At 40.2% G+C, this 23,080-nt stretch carries 20 protein-coding genes, 1 tRNA gene, 1 pseudogene and 1 other annotated feature; of the genes and pseudogenes, 2 read left to right on the forward strand and 20 right to left on the reverse strand.

Features of this window, described 5'->3' with window-relative positions:
- Positions 1–5: 5 nt before the first annotated feature.
- The 17 genes and pseudogenes from leuC to BFI01S_RS04265 all read right to left on the reverse strand — a co-directional run bounded on the left by leuC (position 6) and on the right by BFI01S_RS04265 (position 17,890).
- Positions 6–1,421 (reverse strand): 3-isopropylmalate dehydratase large subunit, encoded by a 1,416-nt coding sequence (gene leuC / locus BFI01S_RS04190; protein WP_061791482.1) that lies wholly within the window; start codon positions 1,419–1,421, stop codon positions 6–8.
- A gap of 95 nt (positions 1,422–1,516) precedes the next feature.
- On the reverse strand, positions 1,517–2,629 hold the full coding sequence (gene leuB / locus BFI01S_RS04195; protein ID WP_061791483.1) for a 3-isopropylmalate dehydrogenase: 1,113 nt from the start codon (positions 2,627–2,629) through the stop codon (positions 1,517–1,519).
- A 111-nt stretch (positions 2,630–2,740) separates the two neighbouring features.
- A complete protein-coding gene (locus BFI01S_RS04200; RefSeq protein ID WP_061791484.1) occupies positions 2,741–4,285 on the reverse strand; it encodes a 2-isopropylmalate synthase in 1,545 nt (514 codons plus the stop codon).
- A complete protein-coding gene (gene ilvC / locus BFI01S_RS04205) occupies positions 4,272–5,294 on the reverse strand; it encodes a ketol-acid reductoisomerase (RefSeq protein ID WP_061791485.1) in 1,023 nt (340 codons plus the stop codon). Before ilvC ends, BFI01S_RS04200 begins: the two co-directional genes overlap by 14 nt.
- A gap of 47 nt (positions 5,295–5,341) precedes the next feature.
- Entirely contained in the window at positions 5,342–5,860 is a 519-nt protein-coding gene (ilvN, locus tag BFI01S_RS04210; RefSeq protein WP_061791486.1) for an acetolactate synthase small subunit, read from the reverse strand.
- Complete coding sequence (gene ilvB / locus BFI01S_RS04215) at positions 5,857–7,578, reverse strand: acetolactate synthase large subunit (RefSeq protein ID WP_061791487.1); 1,722 nt, start codon at positions 7,576–7,578, stop codon at positions 5,857–5,859. The genes ilvN and ilvB overlap by 4 nt, the downstream gene beginning before the upstream one ends.
- Positions 7,579–7,657: 79 nt before the next feature.
- Positions 7,658–7,913: a binding site (T-box leader), on the reverse strand.
- 448 nt (positions 7,914–8,361) lie between these two features.
- Positions 8,362–8,438 (reverse strand) — tRNA-Arg (locus BFI01S_RS04220).
- A gap of 142 nt (positions 8,439–8,580) precedes the next feature.
- Positions 8,581–9,099, reverse strand: a complete 519-nt coding sequence (locus tag BFI01S_RS04225; protein ID WP_061791488.1) for a metallophosphoesterase — start codon at positions 9,097–9,099, stop codon at positions 8,581–8,583.
- Positions 9,096–9,707, reverse strand: coding sequence for an XTP/dITP diphosphatase (locus BFI01S_RS04230; RefSeq protein WP_061791489.1), 612 nt, complete (start codon positions 9,705–9,707; stop codon positions 9,096–9,098). Before BFI01S_RS04230 ends, BFI01S_RS04225 begins: the two co-directional genes overlap by 4 nt.
- Before the next feature lies 1 nt (position 9,708).
- A complete protein-coding gene (gene rph, locus BFI01S_RS04235) occupies positions 9,709–10,479 on the reverse strand; it encodes a ribonuclease PH (RefSeq protein WP_061791490.1) in 771 nt (256 codons plus the stop codon).
- Positions 10,480–10,620: 141 nt separating this feature from the next.
- The gene (locus tag BFI01S_RS04240) at positions 10,621–11,688 is read right to left on the reverse strand and encodes a GerMN domain-containing protein (protein ID WP_061791491.1); all 1,068 of its coding nucleotides are present in this window, start codon (positions 11,686–11,688) and stop codon (positions 10,621–10,623) included.
- Positions 11,689–11,931: 243 nt separating this feature from the next.
- A complete protein-coding gene (gene recQ / locus BFI01S_RS04245; protein ID WP_235831097.1) occupies positions 11,932–14,118 on the reverse strand; it encodes a DNA helicase RecQ in 2,187 nt (728 codons plus the stop codon).
- Positions 14,119–14,217: 99 nt separating this feature from the next.
- Positions 14,218–15,012, reverse strand: a complete 795-nt coding sequence (gene racE, locus BFI01S_RS04250) for a glutamate racemase (protein ID WP_061791492.1) — start codon at positions 15,010–15,012, stop codon at positions 14,218–14,220.
- Positions 15,013–15,022: 10 nt separating this feature from the next.
- On the reverse strand, positions 15,023–15,481 hold the full coding sequence (locus tag BFI01S_RS04255; RefSeq protein ID WP_061791493.1) for a MarR family winged helix-turn-helix transcriptional regulator: 459 nt from the start codon (positions 15,479–15,481) through the stop codon (positions 15,023–15,025).
- A 158-nt stretch (positions 15,482–15,639) separates the two neighbouring features.
- Positions 15,640–15,726, reverse strand: a pseudogene (gene gerE, locus BFI01S_RS22260) (spore germination transcription factor GerE); the annotation flags it as partial.
- A gap of 42 nt (positions 15,727–15,768) precedes the next feature.
- Positions 15,769–16,407, reverse strand: a complete 639-nt coding sequence (locus BFI01S_RS04260) for a tetratricopeptide repeat protein (protein ID WP_061791494.1) — start codon at positions 16,405–16,407, stop codon at positions 15,769–15,771.
- Positions 16,408–16,423: 16 nt separating this feature from the next.
- Positions 16,424–17,890, reverse strand: coding sequence for a recombinase family protein (locus BFI01S_RS04265; protein ID WP_061791495.1), 1,467 nt, complete (start codon positions 17,888–17,890; stop codon positions 16,424–16,426).
- Positions 17,891–18,105: 215 nt separating this feature from the next.
- Between BFI01S_RS04265 and recJ the strand changes: the two genes are divergently transcribed.
- Entirely contained in the window at positions 18,106–19,770 is a 1,665-nt protein-coding gene (gene recJ / locus BFI01S_RS04270; protein ID WP_061791496.1) for a single-stranded-DNA-specific exonuclease RecJ, read from the forward strand.
- Between the two features lie 32 nt (positions 19,771–19,802).
- On the opposite strand, the gene BFI01S_RS04275 is transcribed toward recJ, so the two are convergent.
- Genes BFI01S_RS04275 through BFI01S_RS04285 form a run of 3 tightly spaced genes read right to left on the reverse strand, consistent with a single transcriptional unit; the run spans position 19,803 to position 21,801 of the window.
- The gene (locus BFI01S_RS04275; protein ID WP_061791497.1) at positions 19,803–20,660 is read right to left on the reverse strand and encodes a hypothetical protein; all 858 of its coding nucleotides are present in this window, start codon (positions 20,658–20,660) and stop codon (positions 19,803–19,805) included.
- On the reverse strand, positions 20,657–21,601 hold the full coding sequence (locus BFI01S_RS04280; RefSeq protein WP_061791498.1) for an MvdC/MvdD family ATP grasp protein: 945 nt from the start codon (positions 21,599–21,601) through the stop codon (positions 20,657–20,659). The genes BFI01S_RS04275 and BFI01S_RS04280 overlap by 4 nt, the downstream gene beginning before the upstream one ends.
- Positions 21,598–21,801 (reverse strand): hypothetical protein, encoded by a 204-nt coding sequence (locus BFI01S_RS04285; RefSeq protein ID WP_061791499.1) that lies wholly within the window; start codon positions 21,799–21,801, stop codon positions 21,598–21,600. The genes BFI01S_RS04280 and BFI01S_RS04285 overlap by 4 nt, the downstream gene beginning before the upstream one ends.
- A gap of 164 nt (positions 21,802–21,965) precedes the next feature.
- Here BFI01S_RS04285 and BFI01S_RS04290 point away from each other — a divergent pair.
- A partial coding sequence (locus tag BFI01S_RS04290; protein WP_156478328.1) for an AAA family ATPase occupies positions 21,966–23,080 on the forward strand: 1,115 nt, incomplete at its 3' end.

The following is a 23,080-nucleotide window of genomic DNA, read 5'->3' on the forward strand; positions in this document are numbered from 1 at the left end:
CCTTCTTAATGGACAGTCTCTGCACTTAGTAAAGCACCTACGTCCACAAAGTGTCCGTATATAGCGGCGGCTGCCGCCATTAAAGGGCTGACAAGGTGTGTTCTGGCCCCTGATCCCTGGCGTCCTTCAAAATTACGGTTTGATGTCGACGCACAATGCTCGCCGTTTGGCACAATATCATTATTCATGCTCAAACACATGCTGCAGCCTGATTCCCTCCATTCAAACCCTGCCTGCTTAAAGATAAGGTCCAGTCCATCTGCCTCTGCCTGCTTCTTGACCTGCTGTGAACCTGGAACAACAAGTGCACGGACATGAGGATGAACCTTCTTCCCTCTAATGATTTCAGCTGCCTGTTTTAGGTCTTCCAGCCGGGAATTTGTGCAGGACCCGATAAAAACATGCTGAATTTGAATGTCTTCAATCTTTTGGCCTTCCTGCAATCCCATATATTCTAATGCTCTTGATAGTGATTTTTGTTCAAGCTCGTTTTTGCATTCCTCAAGTTTTGGAATTTGTTCATTCACCTTGGAAGTCATGGATGGATTCGTGCCCCAGCTGACCATTGGCGCAATATCAGCGGCATCAATCTGAATGGTTTTATCGTATTGTGCATCAGAATCAGATACCAGATATTTCCAATTCTCGACTACATCCGCAAATCCTGCTCCTTTTGGTGCATACTTCCGTCCTTGCAGATACGCAAACGTTGTTTCATCAGGACTGACAAGCCCCGCTTTTGCGCCTCCTTCAATGGACATATTGCAAATCGTCATTCTTTCTTCCATTGACATTTTTGCAATCGTCTCCCCGCAATATTCAATAATATGGCCTGTACCAAAGCCAATTCCATTTTTGGCGATAATATAAAGGATGACATCTTTTGCAGTAACACCTTTTTTCAGCTCTCCGTTTATCTCCAGTTTTAATGTTTTAGGCTTGCTCTGCCATAAAGTCTGGGTAGCCAGGACATGCTCAACTTCACTTGTGCCGATGCCAAAGGCTATTGATCCAAATGCTCCATGTGTGGATGTATGGCTGTCCCCGCAAACAATCGTCATGCCTGGCTGTGTTAGCCCCAGTTCCGGCCCGATGACATGGACAATCCCTTGTTCAGGACTATCCAGCCCGGCAAGAGGGATGCCGAATTCCAGACAGTTTTTTTCCAAAGTGGTCATTTGGTTTAATGCAACAGGATCATTGATGACTTTTCGGTTATCAGTAGGAATATTGTGGTCAACTGTAGCAAACGTTTTATCAGGCCTTCTCACTTTCCTGTTTTTCATTCTTAAACCGGAAAAAGCCTGAGGGGATGTAACTTCATGCACCAAGTGGAGGTCTATGTACATCAAATCCGGCTTTCCCTCTTCCCTGTGGACTACATGCTTTTCCCAAATCTTATCTATTATTGATTTTCCCATTCTGCCCCACTCCTTTTTAAAAGAAACACGGCCGATGAAGGCCGTGTCTCAAGTTTAAAATCAGCTGAAACTGTGTCCAGCCATCATTTCAGCTTTTATGCATAAGCCCCCATGATATTAAGAATAGCTTCGTTATCCAAAAGGGTAGCCTTCACCTCTTCAATCATTTCAGAAGTAGTAACCACCTTTTTTCCAAATGAAACAATATCTCTTGTTCGATAGCCAGCTTCAAGAACTTGATTAACAGCATTCTCAACCGCTTCAGCTTCCTCTTCCATTCCGAAAGATAAACGAAGCATCATGGCTGCTGATAAAATCATGGCAATAGGATTAGCTGCATTCTTCCCTTGAATATCCGGTGCAGAACCATGAATTGGTTCGTATAAATATGGCCCGTTTTCGGAAATACTTGCCGAAGGAAGCATCCCTAAAGAACCAGTCAATACAGAAGCTTCATCGCTCAGAATATCGCCAAACATATTTTCAGTTACTACAACATCGAATTGTTTCGGATTTTTAATCATTTGCATCGCTGCATTGTCAACAAGCATATGTTCAAGCACGATATCCGGATATTGCTTTGCGATTTCCTCTGCAACTTCTCTCCACATTCGGCTGGATTCCAGGACATTGGCCTTATCAACAGAAGTCACTTTAGCACGCCGCTTTGCAGCAAGTTCAAACGCCAGCTTAATGACACGGCGCATTTCTTCTTTTTGATAAAACAAGGTATCTACGACAGCATCTTTTCCGTTTTGCTGTGTCCTTTCGCTTGGCTTTCCAAAATAAAGTCCGCCGGTTAATTCTCTGACCATCAGCATATCCACGCCTTCAATTACCTCATTTTTTAATGGGGAAGTATCGGAAAGGCTTGAATAATATTGAGTTGGCCGCAAATTGGCATATAGATTTAATTCTTTGCGGATCCGTAAGAGACCCTTTTCAGGACGAAGGTGGGGAGGCTGCCGGTCCCATTTAGGCCCTCCAACCGCTCCCAGCATGACCGCATCGCTTTCTTTGCAAAGCTCCAGCGTTTCATCAGGCAGCGGGGTCCCGGCTTCATCAATAGCAGAACCGCCAATTTTGCCATATGAAAATTGGAATTGATGTCCGAAACGTTCTCCAACAGCCTGCAGGACTTCAATTGCTCCCTTCACCACTTCTTTGCCGATCCCATCTCCTGGAAGTACTGCGATACGTTTTTTCATTTTTAATCCCTCCGTCTGTTTTTTGTTTATTCTTATAGATTATTGTTTTGGTTATATTGATTTCAGCACGGGGCACTAAAGCCAACCCGCGATGAGGAACGGGAGCTTCTGTTAATTCGCCTCTACCGCTTGCGCCTGTGCTTTTTCTTTCATATATATCACTCTATTAACAGCATTCAAGTAAGCTTTTGAGGAAGCTTCGAGCACATCCTGGGCCAATCCGCGGCCGCTGCTTTCCATTCCATCATAATTCAGCTTCACATAAACCTGTGCTAAAGCATCTCTTCCTGCTCCTACGGATTGTATGCGGTAATCAAGCAGATTAGCTGTTCCATTCAGGCATTTTTCCAATGTGTTATACAGCGCTTCGATGCTTCCTGCTCCAGTACCCGCTTCCTGGATCACTTCGTTGTTTGATCCTGACAGAGTAACAGTTGCTGTCGGAACAGAATTCGTTCCATATTGAATTTGGATCCCGATTAAATCATAGAATCGCTGCTCCCTGGAGAGCTTCTCTTCAAGTACGATTGCTGCAAGGTCATCGTCTGTCATCTCTTTCTTACGGTCTGCCAAATCTTTAAAAACTGTGAACAGCCTGTTCGCTTCTTCATCTGCTACTTCAAGCCCCAGTTCCATAAGCCGGTTCTTAAAGGCGTGGCGCCCGGAATGTTTTCCCAGCACCATGGAATTGGATTGGAATCCGACTAGATCAGGGGAAATGATTTCATACGTTGTTTTTTCTTTCAGTACCCCGTCCTGGTGTATCCCTGATTCATGCGCAAAAGCATTCCTGCCGACAATTGCTTTGTTGGCTGGCACCACCATGCCTGTCAGCTTGCTGATCAGACTGCTCGTTCTGCTGATTTCCTGAAGATTCAGACGGGTTGAAGCCTGATAATGATTATTCCGGATATATAGGGCTACTGCCAGCTCCTCAAGTGCCGCATTCCCGGCTCTTTCACCAATTCCATTAATCGTGCCCTCAATCTGTGTGGCTCCATTTTCTATAGCTGACAGCGAATTCGCTATGGCCATTCCCAAGTCATCATGGCAATGAGCTGATAAGGATACTTTTTCAATAGAAGGAACATGATTTCTTAAATATTGAAAAATTTCACCGTACTCCTGCGGTGTTGTGTATCCAACAGTATCCGGTATATTAATGATCCTCGCACCGGCCTGGATGACCTTTTCGATTATTTCAGCAAGAAAAGGCAATTCCGTCCTGGTAGCATCCTCCGCAGACCATTGGACGATCGGGAACTTTGAAGCAGCATACTTAACTGTTTCCACTGCTGTTTCAACCACTTCTTCTTTCGTTTTCTTTAACTTATATTGTCTGTGAATCGGAGAAGTTGCCAGGAATGTATGTATCCTGGGCTCAGCCCCGTCCTTCAATGCTCCCCATGCGGCATCTATATCAGAGATAACTGCTCTTGCCAGGCCTGTGACCGAGCAATTTTTAATAGTCTGGGCAATTTTCTGTACAGAAGCAAAATCACCTTTTGACGCTGCAGGAAAACCAGCTTCAATAATATCAACATTCAAGCGCTCCAGCTGCCTGGCAATTTCTAACTTTTCGGAAAAGTTAAGGTTTACACCGGCTGATTGTTCGCCATCTCTTAAGGTTGTGTCAAATATCTTAATTGTTCGCACTTACGACCACTTCTTTCTTCTTGCTGCTATTGACAAACGGCATCATTTTGCGAAGCTCTCTTCCTACCTGTTCAATTGGATGCTCATTCTCTCTCTGATTCACGGCATTAAATACCGGTCTATTAGCCTGGTTCTCCAAAATCCAGCCTTTAGCAAAATTACCTTCCTGAATATCTTTCAAAACTGCCTTCATTTCTTCTTTCACCCTTGCATCTACCACGCGCGGACCGCTGACAAAGTCACCCCATTGTGCAGTATCTGAGATGGAATAGCGCATTCCTTCAAGACCGCCCTCATACATAAGATCAACAATGAGTTTTAGTTCATGCAAGCATTCAAAGTATGCCAATTCCGGCTGATAACCTGCTTCTGTCAAAGTCTCAAATCCTGCTTTCACCAATGACGTCAGCCCTCCGCACAGCACTGCCTGTTCGCCAAACAAATCTGTCTCGGTTTCTTCTTTAAAAGTCGTTTCCAGGGCACCTGCGCGAAGAGATCCAATAGCTTTAGCGTAAGCAAGGGCCAGCTCCTTTGCTTCCCCTGTAACGTCCTGATGAACTGCAAACAGGGCTGGGACACCTGCATCCTGTTCATATGTTCTTCTGACTAAATGGCCTGGTCCTTTTGGTGCTACAAGCAGTACATCACACTCTTTTGGAGGCACGATCTGATTAAAATGAATATTAAATCCATGGGCAAACATTAATGCCTGACTTGATAGATTCGGTTCGATTTCTTCCTTGTATACTTTTGGCTGGAGTTCATCCGGCAATAGGATCATCACTACATCAGACTGTGCAGCTGCCTCAGCTACAGAATATACCTGGAAGCCGTCTTCTTCTGCCTTTACCCAAGACTTCCCTTTTCTAAGGCCGATTACAACCTCAACTCCGCTGTCCCTCATGTTTAACGCGTGCGCATGTCCCTGTGAACCATATCCGATTACCGCTACCTTCTTTCCGTTTAAATATGCTGCATTTGCATCTCCGTTATAGTACATCTTTGCCATGTTATATCTCCCTCTCCGATTTAAATTTTTATTTTCAGCGATATATGCTAAACAATAGAATATGATTTGGACTGCTGGGAAGGACGCTGTGTTCCTCTAGGGAATGCCGTTGTTCCCGTCCGGGCCAGCTCTTTGATGCCATAAGGTTTAATGAGATCAATGAAAGCTTCTACTTTATCAGATTCACCTGTAATCTGAACGGTCATGCTATCCTTGCTGACATCTATAACAGAAGCTCTGAAAGGTTCAATCAATGAGTAAATTTCATTTCTTGTATATGGGACTGCCTGAACTTTAATAAGGGCAAGCTCTCTTGCGACAATCGACTGATCCGTGATATCCGTTACTTTTATCACATCGATTTGCTTGTTCAGCTGTTTCGTAATTTGTTCGCTGGCACCGGAGTCCTCAACATGGACCACACAAGTTATTCGCGACATCCCTTCATGTTCGGACAGGCCGACTGAAATGCTTTCAATATTAAAGTTTCTTTTGGAAAATAGATTAGTAATTCTGTTTAGAACACCCGGCCGATTCATCACAGTCAGGCATATGATTCGTTTCATGGTTTTACACCTGCCATTTCATGAAGTCCTTTTCCTGGTGCAATCATCGGATACACATTTTCATCCGGATCCACCCTGAAATCGATAAGCACTGGTTCGCGGTTATGAAGCACATCATCCAATACCTCTTCAGCCTCTGCTTCAGATTGAATGACATATCCTTTTATCCCGTAGGCTTCTGCCAATTTTACGAAAGAAGGCTGTACCGGGATTTTGCTGTGAGAGAAACGGGATTCATAAAAGATCTCCTGCCATTGCCGGACCATGCCTAGGGCCATATTATTAAAAATTATAATTTTTACCGGCAGATTCAGTTCCTGTATAATAGCAAGCTCCTGTGTTGACATTTGGAATCCTCCATCACCGCAAATAGCGAGTACGCATGCTTCCGGGTCAGCCAGCTGAGCTCCGATGCTTGCCGGGAAACCAAATCCCATTGTTCCAAGCCCTCCTGAAGTCACCCATCTGTCTGCTTTATTAAATCGGTAGTATTGAGCTGCCCACATTTGATGCTGTCCTACATCTGTTACGACGATGGCATTCCCTTCTGTTTTTGAATGAAGCATTTCCATGACTTTCTGGGGCTTCAGCCGTCCAGATTCTTTATCATAGAAATATGGATATTCCTCCTGCCACCTCAGGATGGTTTCCATCCATTCTTTATGGGCCGGCGGTTTTCCATCCTGCAGAATCAGCTGCTCAAGAGCTTCTTTTGCATCTGCGACAATCGGGATGGACGTTGGAACATTTTTACCGATTTCAGCAGGGTCAATATCAATATGGGCGACTGTTGCATGTGGTGCAAAATGCTGTAAATTCCCCGTTAATCTGTCATCAAAACGGGCTCCAATATTTATCAGCAAGTCACATTCGGTGAGTCCCATATTGGCTGCATAACAGCCGTGCATCCCCGCCATACCGATAAATAATGGATGGCTTGCAGGAAACCCGCCGAGGCCGAGAAGCGTATGGATAACAGGTATTTGCTGCTGCTCTGCGTAATCTTTTAACTCTATGGATGCTCTTCCATGAAGCACGCCGGCACCAGCCAGGATGACAGGCTTTTTCGATCTGCTGACTGCTTCAGTTAATTTCCTTATTTGCAGGTAATTTGGTTTTAATGTCGGCTGATATCCCGGCAGATTCACTTCCTTTTCTTCCTCAGGCTGATCTGCAATTCCCGCAGCGATGTCTTTAGGGATATCGATCAGCACTGGTCCAGGCCTGCCGGTTGAAGCTATATAAAAAGCTTCTTTAACAATTCTCGGGATATCTTCAATGCTGCGGACCTGGTAATTGTATTTTGTAATTGGAGTGGTTATCCCCAGGATATCTGCCTCCTGAAAGGCGTCTGATCCAATGACTCCCGTTGCCACTTGACCTGTAAAAACAATCAGCGGAAGTGAATCCATCATTGCATCTGCAAGACCGGTAACAATATTAGTGGCTCCTGGTCCTGAAGTGGCAATTACGACACCGGGCTTTCCAGATATCCGGGCATACCCTTCAGCAGCATGAATTCCTCCCTGTTCATGACGCGGCAGCACATGAAGAATCTTTGAATGATACAGCTTGTCGTACAGTGGAAGAACAGCTCCTCCAGGATAACCAAAAATCACTTCAACATTTTCTTTCTCCAAGGCTTTTAATAACAGATCAGCGCCGGTGACAGGATGTGTCTCCGTTTTTGTTTCTGTTAAGGCAGCTTCCTGCAGCATTTGTTGATAACCTCCTCATGTTTTTAAACTCCAATATAAAAAGCCCTTCCACCCCTAAAGAAACCTAACGATTGTAGGTATAAGGGATGAAAAGGCTTTGATCACCTGTTCCACGGTACCACCCTGATTCACGCTTATGATGCGTGCACTCATAAACAGCGACGTGCTGTTCGTTTTGATAACGGGTGAAGGACACCCGGCAGCCCCTAGTCGATCATCTTTCAGGACTGCGCTCAGAGGTGAGTTCATTTTAAGAGGGCATTACCGGGTTTCAGCAGATCCGGCTCTCTGTGAATGCCTGTCATAAAACTACTTATCCTCTTCTACGCTTTTCCTATTCTGAGCTTTAACCTCAACACAATCACACTTTAAACCATTGAATTAATAGATTAAAAAAAAAACAAAAATTCATATAGCGAGATAGATTTCACTTGGATGACGTTTATTGTTCCACTTAACTTGATGGTGTAAATTTCTTATATTGAGGACTATCTTACGCCCATTTTTATCAGCCGTCAACACCCTTTTTATGAATTATTTGATAATTTAGATTAATCCGTTATTGTGTATCCGCTTACATTATTGATATATTCACATTCCATGGGACAAAAAATTTTTTTATTTTTTTAAAAAGGGAGATAACACAGCTGATGAGGGTTATAGGGGCAATTTAAAAACACACTGGCCGGTTCCTGTCATTCAGACTTGATTTAAAAACAAAAAAACCCACCAAAAAGGTGAGTAAAAATTCGGTAAGATATGTAGTGTTTCCAGATGTGTAAATGGCGTCCCAGGAGAGATTCGAACTCCCGACCGACGGCTTAGAAGGCCGTTGCTCTATCCAGCTGAGCTACTGGGACATTTTGAAATTATTTACCTGATTGAGATATATTAACTCAACGACAAGATTTATTATATTAAACAAATGTTAAGAAGTCAACACTTTGTAAAATATTTTTTTAATTGAGGGAAGACTGGCTTCCCTCAGTTATTATATGCAAATTAATCGCTTTTTACCAGTGAAAAACTTTGTGTCAGTTCAGGAATTATCCCATTAGATAAGTCATACACATCCAGTGTAACATCTTTTCCCCTGGCTTCCAGAATGACATATGTTTTTTCCTTTCTTCCTCTAGGCTGCCGTATGCTTCCAGGGTTAATAAATAATATCCCCTCAGACATTTCAGCTCCCAGACCATGTGAATGGCCAAAACATACGATATCTGCTTTCATTTCACGTGCCTTGTATGAAAGGTTCATTAAGGTAGACTTAACGGAATATCTGTGGCCGTGTGTGACAAAAAAGCGGAGTCCTCCAGCTTCTTCTATTCTATCCTCCGGGAATGCTGCATCAAAGTCGCAATTTCCTCTTACAGCAGCATAGCCTTCTAATGATTCATGATCAGCCTGAAGCTCCGAATCTCCGCAGTGAATCATTATATCCATACCTGGATGTCTTTCACGTATTTTGCTGAGTTCAGAGGTTAACCCATGGCTATCACTGACAATCAGAACTTTCATGAGTTTTCAGCTCCGGCCACGAAAGAAGGAAGCAGCTCCTCCAGCTTTTGGAGAGCATTCGCTCTATGGCTGATCTGGCTTTTTTCCTCCGGCATTAATTCAGCCATTGCTTTGTTTTTTTCTTCTGCAAAGAAAATAGGATCATAGCCAAATCCATAAGTCCCTCTTTTTTCTTTTAAGATATGACCTTCACAAGTTCCTGCAACTGTTGCAGTTGTTTTTCCGGGAGAGGCGATGGCAAGAGCGCAATAGAACCGCGCCTGCCGTTTATGATCGGGAATGCTTTCGAGCTCATCGAGAACTTTGTCCATATTTTTCTGATCGTTTTTTTCCTCGCCTGCGTAGCGGGCGGAATAGATGCCCGGCTTTCCTCCAAGCGCATCAATGATCAATCCTGAATCATCTGCAATGACCATTCTTCCTAAAGCTTTAGAAACGGCTTCCGCTTTAAGAATGGCATTCTCTTCAAACGTGCTGCCTGTCTCCTCAACATCCTGAAAATCAGGATAATCCAGCAGCGTTTTTACTTCGTATCCAAGAGGCTTGAACATCCGCTCAAACTCTCTCGCTTTGCCTGCATTTTTAGTAGCGATTATGACTTCCTGCATGTTATGCCCTCCCCGCAAGCTTTTCTCTTTTGCTTTGAATGCTTCCTGAGATATTCTCTCCAAGTGCCGACTTCTGAAGTTCAAGCAGCTCTGATATCCCTTCCTGTGCAGCATCAAGCATTTCCTGAAGCTGTGCATATGAAAAAGTCGCTTCTTCTCCAGTTCCCTGAAGCTCTACAAACTCCCCGCTGCCAGTCATGACAACATTCATATCCACTTCAGCAGAGGAGTCTTCAATATAATTCAAATCCACTGCAGCCTGCTTGTCAGTAAGAATTCCCACGCTTGTGGCCGCAAGGAAATCATTGATTGGATAGCTTGAAAGCTTCTTGCTGCTGTAAAGCTTATCCATCGCCTGGGCCATTGCAATAAAGGCTCCTGTAATGGAAGCTGTCCGTGTCCCGCCATCAGCCTGTATTACGTCGCAATCAAGCCATACCGTTCTTTCGCCAAGCGCATCAAGATCCACTACTGCGCGGAGTGCACGGCCGATCAGACGCTGAATTTCCATTGTTCTCCCTGTGATTTTTCCTTTTGCAGATTCCCTGATATTTCTCTGTTCTGTTGCCCTGGGAAGCATGGAATATTCAGCTGTTATCCAGCCTTTCCCCTGTCCTCTCATAAAAGGAGGGACCCTTTCGTCAATGCTTGCTGTACAAATCACCTTTGTGTCTCCCACTGTAATGAGTACAGAGCCCTCAGGATGCTTTAAATAATCAGTTTCAATATGTATTGGCCTAAGCTGCTTTGGTTCACGTCCATCTGCGCGCATAAGCTGATTCCCCCTTCATTTGCTTATATTGAACATGGGCATTTGCCCAGTTATATTGTCTATTTTACCAACAAAGAAGAGGCGGCATTAAATGCCAACCTCTTTTTCCTGTTACTATATAGTATAACAAAATCTGCTATATTAAAAACTTCCTGTATTCACATTTTCAGGGCGTGTTACAGGCTCGGATAGTTTTTCCCCATCTTCATTAACAATCTCTGCTTTGCCATCGACTGTAACAGCTACGCTTTCGATGCCCTTTTGTTCAGTGAGGGAAAGGACAAGTGCGTTCAGCAAGTGCTTTGAAATCATTTTCTCTTCGAAGCTGCTGAAAACATTTTCATTGAAGTTTAATGTGACTTTTCCTTCTTCAATTTTTGGAGCTTCAAGCAGCTCTACATCCGGAAGGAAATCTGTCACCAGATTGGACGCATAATTTGGCCCTTTTATCAATTCGGAAACAACCGCTTCGACCTTGTTGTCCAAAGTATTGCTGACACGCTTCGTTACAGGCACATAATAATAGTTTTCTTCATCCCCGCCCAGATAATAAACGGTAACCGGTTTAGTATTCGTGATATCCACCACTTCTGTTGTATCCAGATTTATTCCATTGGCTCTCGTTAACGCGGAACTGACAGGGGTTCCATCCACAGGCATCTCTTTTAATTCATGTCCGTTTAATGTCAGCTTAACTTTATCAATAGAATCAAATTGTGTAAGTGTCCAGGTAACTGATTGGAGAATTTTCTTTTCATCTTCCTTAGCATATTCCTGAAACTCTTTTGAAAAATCGACGGTTGCAACTTTATCTTTAATATTTACAGAGACTTTTGTATCAGCCGGAAGGACTGCACGAAAATCATTAGGAAGAAGCTCTGTAACAGGTCCGTTTTCCACCAGATACTCTAACGCCTTAGTAGCCACTGAGTTTGTTTTCGGAAGATCGATTGTCTGGGGAACAACATACCCATTTTTATCAATCAAGTAAAGCTCTGTTTTAAGATTTGCCGTAACACCCTCTTCATTTTCAGCTGTCTCTTTACCTGTTGTTTCTTCAGCAACACTTTCGCCTTCATCGGTATAAGATACTGCTTTTGGCGGATCGACCTTTTCTTTTCCCTGGCTTCCAAACAATCCGCAGCCAGATAATAAAACAGATGATACCAGTACAGCTGATACTATTGACGCTTTTTTATTTATAGACATACATAATCCCCCCTGAGACAGTTTGTACTACATGTATACGAACCTATCTGTAATTTAGACCGTCTTTTGGGATAAAAGTGTGAATAGATTTTTGACAAATTTGGACAATCCGAAGGAAAAGCGCAAGCTCCTTGCCCACCCCCGACACCTCGAGGGGGTAGGCTGCTTGCGCTAGACAGTTATCGACGTTCAAAATTCTCTTATCTTTCATAGAAAAAGAAGCCCCAAAAAGGAGCTTCATGGTCAATTTTGTTTCTGGAGTTCGTCTTTTACAAGGACTGCTTTGATTTTAAAATAATCTATTTCATCCGGAAGTTCTTCTTTAATTGGCTTAAGTTTGTCTCTTCCGGCTTTTTCAGCTGCCTGCAAAACAAGCTGTTCTTCCGTTTCATTGAAAATATCAGTCCAGTCAATTTCATTGCCTTCTTTGATCGACCGGAAAATATGCTCCTGAATCGTTATGGGTGAGAAGTTTCGTTTTTTCGCTATTTCTCTTATGGACATCCCATCCATATAATAATCATAGGAAATCTGGTAGCTAGGACGTTCATCCTGTGGTTCCTCTGTCATTGATGCGGGCTCTGCTGAAGGCATAGGGGAAATATTATGTTCTTCGGCAAATTCTTTGATTGCCTGGATAAAATCCTCCCCATACTTATCAAACTTCATTTGTCCTACACCTTTTATATTTAACATCATGTCTTTAGTCACAGGAAAATATCGGCACATTTCTTTTAATGCGGTATCAGCAAATACAACAAAAGGAGGAACATTTTCTTCATCTGCAATCTTTTTCCTGAGCTTCCTCAGCATCTCAAAAAGTTCAATGTTTTCATCTGCTTCCTGAACAGGTACAGGCTCACTAATTTTCATAGCTAGTTTTTTCTGTCCTTTCAAGACAGGAACTGCATTTGCAGACAGCCTTACTGTCGGATATTTTCCATCTGTTAAAATCAGATACTCCTCAGCCAGCAGGTAGTTGATCATTTCAGCAATCTCTTTTTCTTTGCGGTTTTTCATCAACCCAAATGTGGAAAGTTGATTAAAATTAAGCTCTCGGATTCTTTTATTACTTGAGCCTTTTAAAACCTGGGCAGTCAAAGTAACGCCAAATCTTTCTCCCATCCGCTTAATGCACGAAAAAATCATTAAAGCTTCCTGAGTAATATCGATGCTTGTCCGGTCATCCAGGCAGCTGCTGCATTTTCCGCAGAGGATCGGTTCGGCATTCTCATCAAAATAATCAATGATATAGGATTGAAGGCATTTCTCTGTGTGGCAGTAATTAACCATATCCTTTAGCTTGCTGTATTCCTGCTCCATTTTCCGGGGATCCAGACTGCTCTCCTCAATCAAAAATTTCTGCAGCTGGATATCCTGGGGAGCAAACAGCAAATAACATATGCTATCCTCTCCATCTCTTCCTGCCCTTCCCGCTTCCTGATAATAAGCTTCAATGTTCCGGGGGAGATTATAGTGGATGACATATCTGACATTGGATTTATCAATCCCCATTCCAAAAGCATTTGTTGCGACCATAATATCTGATTCATCGTATACAAAGGCATCCTGTGCTTTTTTTCGTTCTTCTTCCTTTAAGCCTGCATGATATTTGGCAACTGAGCAGTTCTTGCCTTTTAGGAACTGGTACAGCTGGTCTGTCTCCCTGCGGCTTGAAGTATAAATAATTCCTGCTTCGTTTTTATGTTTATTTATGGTCTGCAATAGAAAATCTCTTTTGTTAACACCCTTCAATACATGAAAGGATAGATTATCCCTTGCAAAGCCAGTTATAAACGTATTTTCCTCACCGATGTTTAGAAGCCTGCGAATATCTTCTGCGACATCCCTTGTTGCTGTTGCGGTCAAAGCAGCGATCACAGGTTTCTGGTACAGATTGCTAAGCTCTGAGACAACGGAACGATAACTTGGCCGGAAGTCATGCCCCCATTGAGAAATGCAATGTGCTTCATCAAAGATGATTGCATTGATTGAAATATCGTTTAACAATTCCCAAAAGGCCATGGACCCAAATCGTTCCGGTGCCACATACACGAGCTTATATTCTCCATTGCGTATTCCAGCCACAATGTGCTGGTATTCAGCAGAAGACAATGTGCTGTTTATAAAAGCAGCAGGGATGCCTGCAGTGCTAAGAGCATCTACTTGATCCTTCATCAGGGAAATTAAGGGAGAAATCACAATGGCCGTTCCGGGGAGTACAAGAGCGGGTATTTGAAAGCAAATTGACTTTCCGCCTCCAGTTGGGAGAATGCCAAGAGTATTGGTTTGTGAGAGGATATTCTGAATAATCTCCTGTTGGCCGGGACGGAAAGAAGTATATCCAAAATATTTTTTCAAATAGTTTTCGGCTTGTGCCAGCAAATTGATCACCAACTCAATTAAGTATAATTTTTCTTTCAGTTTCATGATACCAAAGCTTGTTTAAAAAGTAATCTAAAAGAAACAATCAGAATTTTATTCTCATAAAAACACCTTCTGAAAAAGTTCAGAAGGTGTCTGCGTATATTAGAGCGAAATTTTTTCAACATCATTTACAGAGAACCCAAGCCACTTTGAAGCAATTTTAGAAAAAATGGCCGTGGAGCCAGTTGTACAGAATTTATATTCAGGATTCTCATCCCCAGCTTTAAGAAGGCCATGGTGGTGCAGAATAGTACTTGCTTCCCTTGCTGTTTCCTCACCTGAGCTGATAACCTTTACATCTTTACCCATTACATTTTTAATAATCGGTTCTAATAAAGGATAATGAGTACATCCAAGAATGAGTGTATCCATTCCTTTTCCTTTTAAGGGCTGAAGTGTCTCAGCCACTATCTTTTTGGCAACTGACCCTTCATACTCCCCGCTTTCTACAAGAGGAACGAATTTTGGACATGCCAGACTGTGCACGGCAGACCTGCTGTTTATCTGAATCAGCGCATTTTCATATGCCCTGCTTTTGACTGTCCCCTCTGTGCCAATGACACCAATTATATGATTTTTCGTCACTTTAATAGCTGTTCTTGCGCCTGGGAAAATGACACCGATAACCGGTATCGGCAGTTCCCTGCGTATTTCCTCCAGTGCGACAGCAGTAGCTGTATTACAGGCTATAACTAGCATTTTAATGTTTTCTTTAAGCAAGTACTCCGTCAATTGCCAGGTAAAGAATTTCACCTCTTCACCAGGCCGAGGGCCGTACGGGCATCGTGCTGTATCTCCGAGGTATATAATATGTTCATTTGGCAGCTGCCGCATGATTTCTTTCGCGACCGTTAAGCCCCCCACTCCAGAGTCAATTATTCCTATAGGTTGTTTCAAAGGTACCGCCTCATTCTCCGCGCATATCATGGTGTAATTTCATTAAGTTATCTTTTAAGAACAAAACCTCATTATGTGAAGAATTTTTAAGAACCTCTTTTAGGTAATCCTGGCGTTTTTTAATAACTTCTTCAATAATCCGCTCTCCTTCTTCAAGCAGATGAATCCGGACTACTCTTCGGTCATTTGGATCTTTCACTCTTTTCACAAGGCTGTTTTTCTCCATTCGGTCAACAAGATCTGTTGTCGTGCTGCATGCAAGATACATTTTATTTGACAGCTCGCCGATAGTCATATCGCCTTCTTCAAACAGCCATTGCAATGCCACAAACTGAGGAGGGGTTATGGTAAAATCACTTAGAATTTCCCTTCCCTTTTGCTTGATAATGCCGGATATGTATCTTAAGTCTTTTTCAATATCAGCTACAACATCATTTATTTCATTTGTTTTAGGATCTTCCAGCTTCATTCATAAACACTCCCATTTAAGCTTTTACGATGTTTTCTGCCCTTGTGCATATATTTTCACCTTTTTCCGTATAAATTTCAAGACAGAAATAAATCCAATAATGAAATATTCCCTATATAATGTGATAACCGGCTTCCCAGAAGGATAGCCGGTCTAAATTAAAGTTCTAGCTCTCCCATTCGAAGGAGCTCTACAACAGCTTGTGATCGCCCCTTTACACCAAGCTTTTGCATGGCATTTGTGATGCGTTGTGTTTGCAAACCATTCACACAAAAAATCACTTATTTTTAAAGGTTAGACTTAATTTGTGCTAGCCAATTTTTATGACCATCCTCCAATACATGATTTGTTTCAATCATATTTAAGTAGTTAATGGATTCACCGAGTTTTCCAGTTTCACACAAACATGCGCAAACCGCTATTTGTGCATCAACATCCCCTTGGTCAGCCGCCCTCCTAAAGTATTCGATTCCTTGCTGCAAATCCTGTCTAACGCCTTCACCGAAATAATTCATCTGTCCCGCTAACTTAAAAGCATTAGTGTCCTCAATCTCCGAAGTCTCTAAAACCTCTTCAATTGTTTCTTTAGATTCTTGAGAATTGCGCAAGCCGTAGTAATATAGATAATCACACTGAAATTGAGCCTCTTCGTCACCCTGTTCAGCTAACTTTCGAAACCATTTTAATGCATTTGGATGATAAGATTTAATACCTATTTCCTCAATACCATAAAGATATAGGTTGGCTAAATCGGACTGAGCTTTAACAGAACCTAAATTCGCTGCTTTTTCAAAAAGTTCTATTGCTTCCCAATAGTAACCTTTATCCATATGATTTACAGCTTTTTTATAAAGAACTGAAGAGACATTTTCATTCTCATTTTTATTTTCATCAATGAATTTACTCATATCAATATTCAAATCCATATAAACGCCTCCAAACTCACTTTGGCTCTTCGAATGTGTACGTAATATCAATCGTCCCATCAGGATGAATAATAATTTCTTCAATTAAAGTTTGAACTACATCAAACAAGTCCTGATTTTGATTCTGTAATTCCTGAAACGCATCTTTTATTGTTTGGATATTCGTTTGAACCGTTTCTGATTGTTTAATGATAAACAACTGGTTGCTTGATTTATTTATTAACTCCTCAACTTCTTGACGCTTCTTTTCAAACTCTTCCTTATCGATTAAGCCATCCAAATATAAATCAAGCAGATTCTTTTTTCTTTGTTCATTTTGTTTTAGTGACTGTTGCAATTTTCGTTCTTGCTTTGCCTGTTCATTTGCAACACTAGTCGAAAGGTTAAAGAGAACAGACTCACCTTTCTGCATTAATAAGTTAAGAATAAACTGTCTGAAATCCTCATATTGGATAGGCGTATGGTTCACACACCCATGCTTACCTGCTCGACGATATTGGGAACACTTCAAATATTTCCACTCTGTTCGCTCTCCGCTTTTTTTCTTCTTATACGACTGAACAATTACCATATTTGAACCGCATTCTGAGCACTTTGCCAGGTATCGAAATTCATTCCATGGTGTTATGCGAACCTTATGAGATTTGAATTGCTCTTTATTAGCATTATTCCATGTTTCAACATCAACAATAGCAGGATGATGTTTATCGAAAACAATCCATTTCTCTGGTGGATTCCGAATTTGTTTTTTCTTTCCTCCCACTTTCACATTCGTATACTGATTTAAAATAAAGGTTCCTTTATAAATGGTATTACGAATCAACCTCTGTACTGATGTGAGCTGCCACACTTTTTTATTTTTTGGTTTAATCCCCAGTTCGTTTAATTCATTTGAAATTTTCTTAAATCCCCATCCATCGTTGTACCACTTATAAATTTGACTAACGACCTCTGCTTCATCTTCATTTATGACAAGTTTTTGTCCCACTCGGTTATACCCGTAAGGGATTTTCCCAATATGTTCTCCACGTCTAACTTTGGCAGCTAAGGCGGCACTGATACTTGATGATAATGTCCGACTATATTGAGCCGAGAACAAGGACCATAACTCGAAAGCCATATCGTTTTTCCCAGCTTTATTCGAATCATAACCTTCTTCAACTGAGATAATTCGGACATTATGAGCCAAGAAAACTTCTCTTATTTCAAGAGAATCCTTTAAATCACGCGCTAAACGAGAAATTGATTTAAAAATAACCATATCAAGTTTCTTTTGTTTAGCTTTTTCAAGAATTAATTGAATAGCCGGTCTGTCAATAAACAAGGTCCCACTTATGCCCTCATCTTTAAAAACACAATCCTCATCCCATTGATACCCGTTTCTCTCTAACCAATTTCGACAGATATCCATTTGGTTTTCTACAGATGAAACTTGTTCATCACGGTCTGTTGATACACGAACATAAACGGCATAATGCTGCATGCTATCACCTTCTTAGTTGAACTTTATTTCTAGCAGGCTAGCGATATGCAACTTTTACTTTTTATTCATCATCCTTTCTCGTTTTATTTAACTATAGTATGTGGAAAAATCTAACTATTATTCATAAATAAAAACATTTTATTCTCATTTATGAATATTTTAGAGATAACCCCTAATAATAAGCATAGTTACCATATAAAGGAGGACCTTTATTAATGCATTGGATTTCGAAGATACCGATTCAACACCACCCAAAACATGCACAGATAAAATACCTTTCAGCTCAGTTTCAATTACACCCGTTATTAATTCAGCACTTATTCAATCAAGGATTTTCAGATTTTGAGAAATTAGATTCTTTCATTTATCCAAAACTGACAAACATGTATGACCCATTTCTAATGAATGAAATGAAAGCTGCTGTTACGCGTATTTTACAAGCTATCCAGCAGAGCGAGCATATTCACATTTTTGGTGACTATGATTGCGATGGCATTACAGCTTCTTCCATTCTTTATTTATCATTAAAAGAACTTGGAGCAAATGTAACTACTCAACTCCCTCTTCGCTCAGAAGGTTACGGACTCTCTGTCAATGCTGTAAAACAGCTACATGAAGATGTCTCTTTAGTAATCACAGTTGATAATGGTTCAAGTGCACACGATGCCTTAAGAACTGCAAAAGAACGAGGTATTGATGTCATTGTTACCGACCATCACGAAGTGTTAGATGACCGTCCTGATTGTTTGGTATTTATTAATCCAAAACGAAAGGATAATACCTATCCGTTCACAGAACTTTGTGGTGCTGGTGTTGCTTTGAAATTAGTACAAGCCATTTATAAAACGTTAAATAGAGATTGGATAAGAGGGACTGAACCCTTATTAGATATGGCAACGTTGGGTACAATTGCTGACATGGTGCCACTGAAAGATGAAAATCGGATTTTATGCTATAACGGACTACGAAAATTGCAGCATTCTCCACGAAGGGTATTTAGAGTTTTGCTGGATACCTTAAAAACAAAAAATATTGACAGTTCAACAATTGGATTTTCAGTGGGTCCTATATTCAATGCATGCGGTCGGATTGGCGACCCTAACCTTGCTGCAACAATTCTTCAAAGCACCGAACCAACCGAGAAACAAATTAAAGAGCTTATCTCTTTAAACGAAAAAAGAAAAGAGATAACAGTGGAGCAATTTAAATCGGTCATCACAATTATTCATAATGAACGACTTCATTTATCACCTGTTATAGTTGTGAAGGGAGATTTTCATAAAGGGGTAATCGGAATACTAGCTTCAAAAATTGTGAATCATTTCAAAAAGCCAGCAATCGTTATTGCCGCTGATGGAACTGGTTCAGCTAGAAGTTTGCAAAGGAGCGGATTTTCTATCATTGATTGTATTTCTTTGTGTGGGAATTATTTGAGGAAGTTTGGTGGACATACAATGGCTGCTGGTTTATCAATCATCCCTGATGACAACAAAATTGAATTATTCCGATATGCTATCCAATTGGCTGCCATGAAACAAAAAGTATCCATTGCAGCCAATTGGTATATTGGAACTCTGCCTATTGAGTGTTTTCCGAAAACCATGTTTAATGATTTACGTGCGTTAGAACCATTTGGGATGGGGATGCCGAAGCCCATGTTTTGTACCAAAAATACGAGGTTAAGCGGATACTCAACATTCGGGAAAGAAAGTGAACACATAAAAATGAGTATAAATCAACAAGTCGCTTATGGCTTTTCAAAGTCTAATCACTTTACGAACTGGAGTAATGAAAACATGGTCGACATGCTCTATACACCTCATTGCTATGAAGAAAAAAACTTCTTAGTTCAAGATTGCATTATTGTAAAGGGTAAATAATTCATATTTCTATAAGTGTCTATATCTAACGTTCATTGTTTGGGTTTTTTCTGGTCAATATCTTCTTTTAAAATTTTTTCTAACTTCAGATTAAGTTCTTTTAATGATGAGCTAAGTTCTTTATATTCAGTATTATTTGAATTTTTTATACCGTCCAGTTCTTGTTTAAATGTTTGAATTTCTGTTTGGACTCCTTCCAATACTTGCATTTGCTTTACTTCAGCTTTTGACTGTTTATCCTCTTGTATATTTTCAGCCAATACAAAGCTGATACATATCAGGGAAAAGAAAATTCCTAACGTAATCAGAGCATTCCGTAAATTATTATTACTACAATCAACATAGTTGTTAAGAATTGTGTTTTGATAGGTTGTCATTTTGTACTGTTGACCAATCATGGATAATTTCTCTTCCTTTTTCTTATCTTCTGATTGAAGCTGACTTAAGTATGCAAATTCATCGGGGCTGAAATCATACTTTGGTCTTGAGTTCAAAGTTATTAAAGAGAAATAACCAGAGGTAATTAAGTAAAAACAACTAGCAATAACAAAAAATATTAAAGCTCCCGTCAGTAAGCCATTTGCATAAAGTTTTTCCTTTAAATTTAATAGATAGCCTGAGATTCCACCGACCATAGAGAATGCCAAGGTTACTGCAACAGCAGTTACTTTGGCTTTATCCTGTAAGGAATCTATATTGGAACGAATCCCACTTATTAAATATTTGGCATCATCTTCTTCTATATTTGCAAACTTCTGTATATCAGGAACCGTCTCCCTTTGTTGTATTTTATTCCATGTATCTTTTTGTTGATTTTTTACGTATTTATTTGCTGAATTACATTCTGTCAAAGGTAATATAGCGTATAATACTTTTTTCGGAAATTTCATGATTTGGATACCAATAAATCAGCAATCGATTGGGGGATTAATTGACCAGTAGTATGTACCAACCATGCCCATTCCCCAGTAGGGTTTATCTCTAAAAATACAAATTCATTTGTTTCTGTCTTTAACAAATCAATTGCGCCGAATTTAAGACCCAATTCTTTAACTAATCGGATGCATTTTTCTTCAATATAATCAGGTAAATAAACTGCTGTAAAGTCAACTTCATCCTTCACTATTCTCCAGTCAATCTCTACACCATTCCCTTGGCTTGTAATACTAGTAGCAAACACTTCATCCCCAACAACTGTGACTCGAATATCAATTTTAGGATTAACAAACTCTTGTATAGTTACTGGCGCCAATTCAAGACTGGCGTTCTGTATTTTCTCTTTCTGAAAGATATTCGAATAAACAAATCCTTCTTTTCCATTAATCTTAAAGAAGGCGGTATCCAAAGATTTAACCACGTATTTTTCATTTGTCAGGTCTGGATTTCCATTGGTTACAATCGTATAAGGAATATTAAACCCTACTCTTTTAGCATATTTCAATTGCACAATTTTATTTTCCGCTTTGTAAGTTTTTTCTGGATTGTTTAACCATAAAGCGTCTTCGAATATCAGAAGGTTCCTTACAAATGACATCCATTGCTCATTATATAATTGTTCCTCTACGCTACTTTCTACTTGATTTGTCTCCCGCAAGAAAATAGGAGCCCTGTAGTAAACACTTTTAAGTGCTTTATTTGAAATGAGGTATTCTAATTTACCCATCGTAACTGAAAAATCAAAATTGCTCGTATCTATATGGATTTTATATGTGTGAAATTCATCTCGGTTAATCCTCAGATAATTCGCTTTCCTCTTTTCAAGCTCTAAGCAAACAAAATCTGTGGTGAAATCATATTTATCTGAAATCACCAGCACATCTACTAACTTCACTTCAAGTCCTCTCCTCTTTCAACATCGTGTTTTTTGGTTGAAGGTAAAGGTCTTCTTGGGTCTTGTACAAGTGGCTGCAAATTTTTTTCAATTAACCAGAATCCTCTTTCCGTAGAATACTGTGAACCTAAAGTTCCCATTTTTTTATCATGCTTCTCTTCATAAATATAGATATTGTCCAATAACAAATGTTTACCCATTTTTTCACCTCTTATTCTAATAACTACCTATATAATACAATAATAGGAAAAATACTTAAACATCCTAACTTATTAAGCTTATAAAACCTGCATCAATTGTCACTTCCTTCCTATTAATCTATTATATAGTTAATAAGTAAAACATATGGAGGTTATTCTGACTAATGAACATACCCAATGCCCCACATATATCTAGAGTACAAATTCAAAATTTTAGGAATTTCAATTTCATTGACGCTGAATTGAGCCATAAACAGGTTATAATCGGTGAAAATAATGTTGGAAAGACAAATTTCTTAAGGGCTATACAACTAATCCTCGACCCAAAACTATCGGATGAGGACCGTTTTTTAAATGAAACGGATTTCTACGAAGGGCTTGATTCACCTATGGAAAATGGAGCCGAGGTCAGAGTATCAATAGATATTAAAGGCTTTGCCCATAATAGAATGTTATTAGCAATTTTATCTGATGCAACATTAAATGATGACCCAGCAACACTGCGGCTAACATATCACTACTATCCAACAAAAAAAGAAGACGGTACTTATGAATACCAATATCGAATTTTTCAAGGGACTAAAGAGGACGTACCATTTACCCACTATCATCGCCGATACTTAAATCTAAAAGTCATCCCCGCTATAAGAGATGTTGAGACAGAAATGAAAAACATACGAAAGTCTCCAATTAACCATCTTCTAAAAAACTATGATATTCGAAAAGAGGAACTAAAAGGTATAGCCGACAGGTTAAAAGAAACAAGTGACGAGGTACTCTCTATCGATGAATTAATTCATCTTACTGAAAGTATCAATAGCAGATTTTCTAAAGTTATTGGACAGCAGGTCGATTCGAGTGTTTCACTAGAGACGATTGATTTAGACCCTAATCGTATCTTGAACACATTAAAGATAATGATTGGACAAGGACAACGACCTGTAAGCGATACAAGCCTTGGACTTAATAATATCCTTTATATTTCATTAATCTTATTATCTTTAGAGGATAATACAATTCCACCTATTTTAAAGGAAGATACTTTTATAAAGCTGTTAGAAGAAGAAGGTAGCGAGATTTTAAAACAATGTTATGAGCAAAATAGCAACGGTAATTACATCTTAAAGGGAATGTTAACACCTGAAAATCAAAAAACTCTTTACACATTTATGGATACCTATGCTAGTGATAACAAAGGGTTTACCATTTTAGCCATTGAAGAACCAGAAGCACATTTGCATCCTGCTCTTCAACGACTTATTTTTAAAGATGTAATGAC

The organism is Cytobacillus firmus NBRC 15306, from assembly GCF_001591465.1.
Taxonomy (GTDB): Bacteria; Bacillota; Bacilli; order Bacillales; family Cytobacillaceae; genus Cytobacillus; species Cytobacillus firmus.

What these genes read in the sequence shown, in the direction of transcription:
- leuC (WP_061791482.1), bottom strand. Translation starts at nt 1,421, where the DNA reads ATGGGAAAATCAATAATAGATAAGATTTGGGAAAAGCATGTAGTCCAC.
- leuB (WP_061791483.1), bottom strand. Translation starts at nt 2,629, where the DNA reads ATGAAAAAACGTATCGCAGTACTTCCAGGAGATGGGATCGGCAAAGAA.
- ilvC (WP_061791485.1), bottom strand. Translation starts at nt 5,294, where the DNA reads ATGGCAAAGATGTACTATAACGGAGATGCAAATGCAGCATATTTAAAC.
- ilvN (WP_061791486.1), bottom strand. Translation starts at nt 5,860, where the DNA reads ATGAAACGAATCATATGCCTGACTGTGATGAATCGGCCGGGTGTTCTA.
- ilvB (WP_061791487.1), bottom strand. Translation starts at nt 7,578, where the DNA reads ATGCTGCAGGAAGCTGCCTTAACAGAAACAAAAACGGAGACACATCCT.
- BFI01S_RS04225 (WP_061791488.1), bottom strand. Translation starts at nt 9,099, where the DNA reads ATGAAAGTTCTGATTGTCAGTGATAGCCATGGGTTAACCTCTGAACTC.
- BFI01S_RS04230 (WP_061791489.1), bottom strand. Translation starts at nt 9,707, where the DNA reads ATGCAGGAAGTCATAATCGCTACTAAAAATGCAGGCAAAGCGAGAGAG.
- rph (WP_061791490.1), bottom strand. Translation starts at nt 10,479, where the DNA reads ATGCGCGCAGATGGACGTGAACCAAAGCAGCTTAGGCCAATACATATT.
- BFI01S_RS04240 (WP_061791491.1), bottom strand. Translation starts at nt 11,688, where the DNA reads ATGTCTATAAATAAAAAAGCGTCAATAGTATCAGCTGTACTGGTATCA.
- recQ (WP_235831097.1), bottom strand. Translation starts at nt 14,118, where the DNA reads ATGAAACTGAAAGAAAAATTATACTTAATTGAGTTGGTGATCAATTTG.
- BFI01S_RS04255 (WP_061791493.1), bottom strand. Translation starts at nt 15,481, where the DNA reads ATGAAGCTGGAAGATCCTAAAACAAATGAAATAAATGATGTTGTAGCT.
- BFI01S_RS04260 (WP_061791494.1), bottom strand. Translation starts at nt 16,407, where the DNA reads ATGGATTTGAATATTGATATGAGTAAATTCATTGATGAAAATAAAAAT.
- BFI01S_RS04265 (WP_061791495.1), bottom strand. Translation starts at nt 17,890, where the DNA reads ATGCAGCATTATGCCGTTTATGTTCGTGTATCAACAGACCGTGATGAA.
- recJ (WP_061791496.1), top strand. Translation starts at nt 18,106, where the DNA reads ATGCATTGGATTTCGAAGATACCGATTCAACACCACCCAAAACATGCA.
- BFI01S_RS04275 (WP_061791497.1), bottom strand. Translation starts at nt 20,660, where the DNA reads ATGAAATTTCCGAAAAAAGTATTATACGCTATATTACCTTTGACAGAA.
- BFI01S_RS04285 (WP_061791499.1), bottom strand. Translation starts at nt 21,801, where the DNA reads ATGGGTAAACATTTGTTATTGGACAATATCTATATTTATGAAGAGAAG.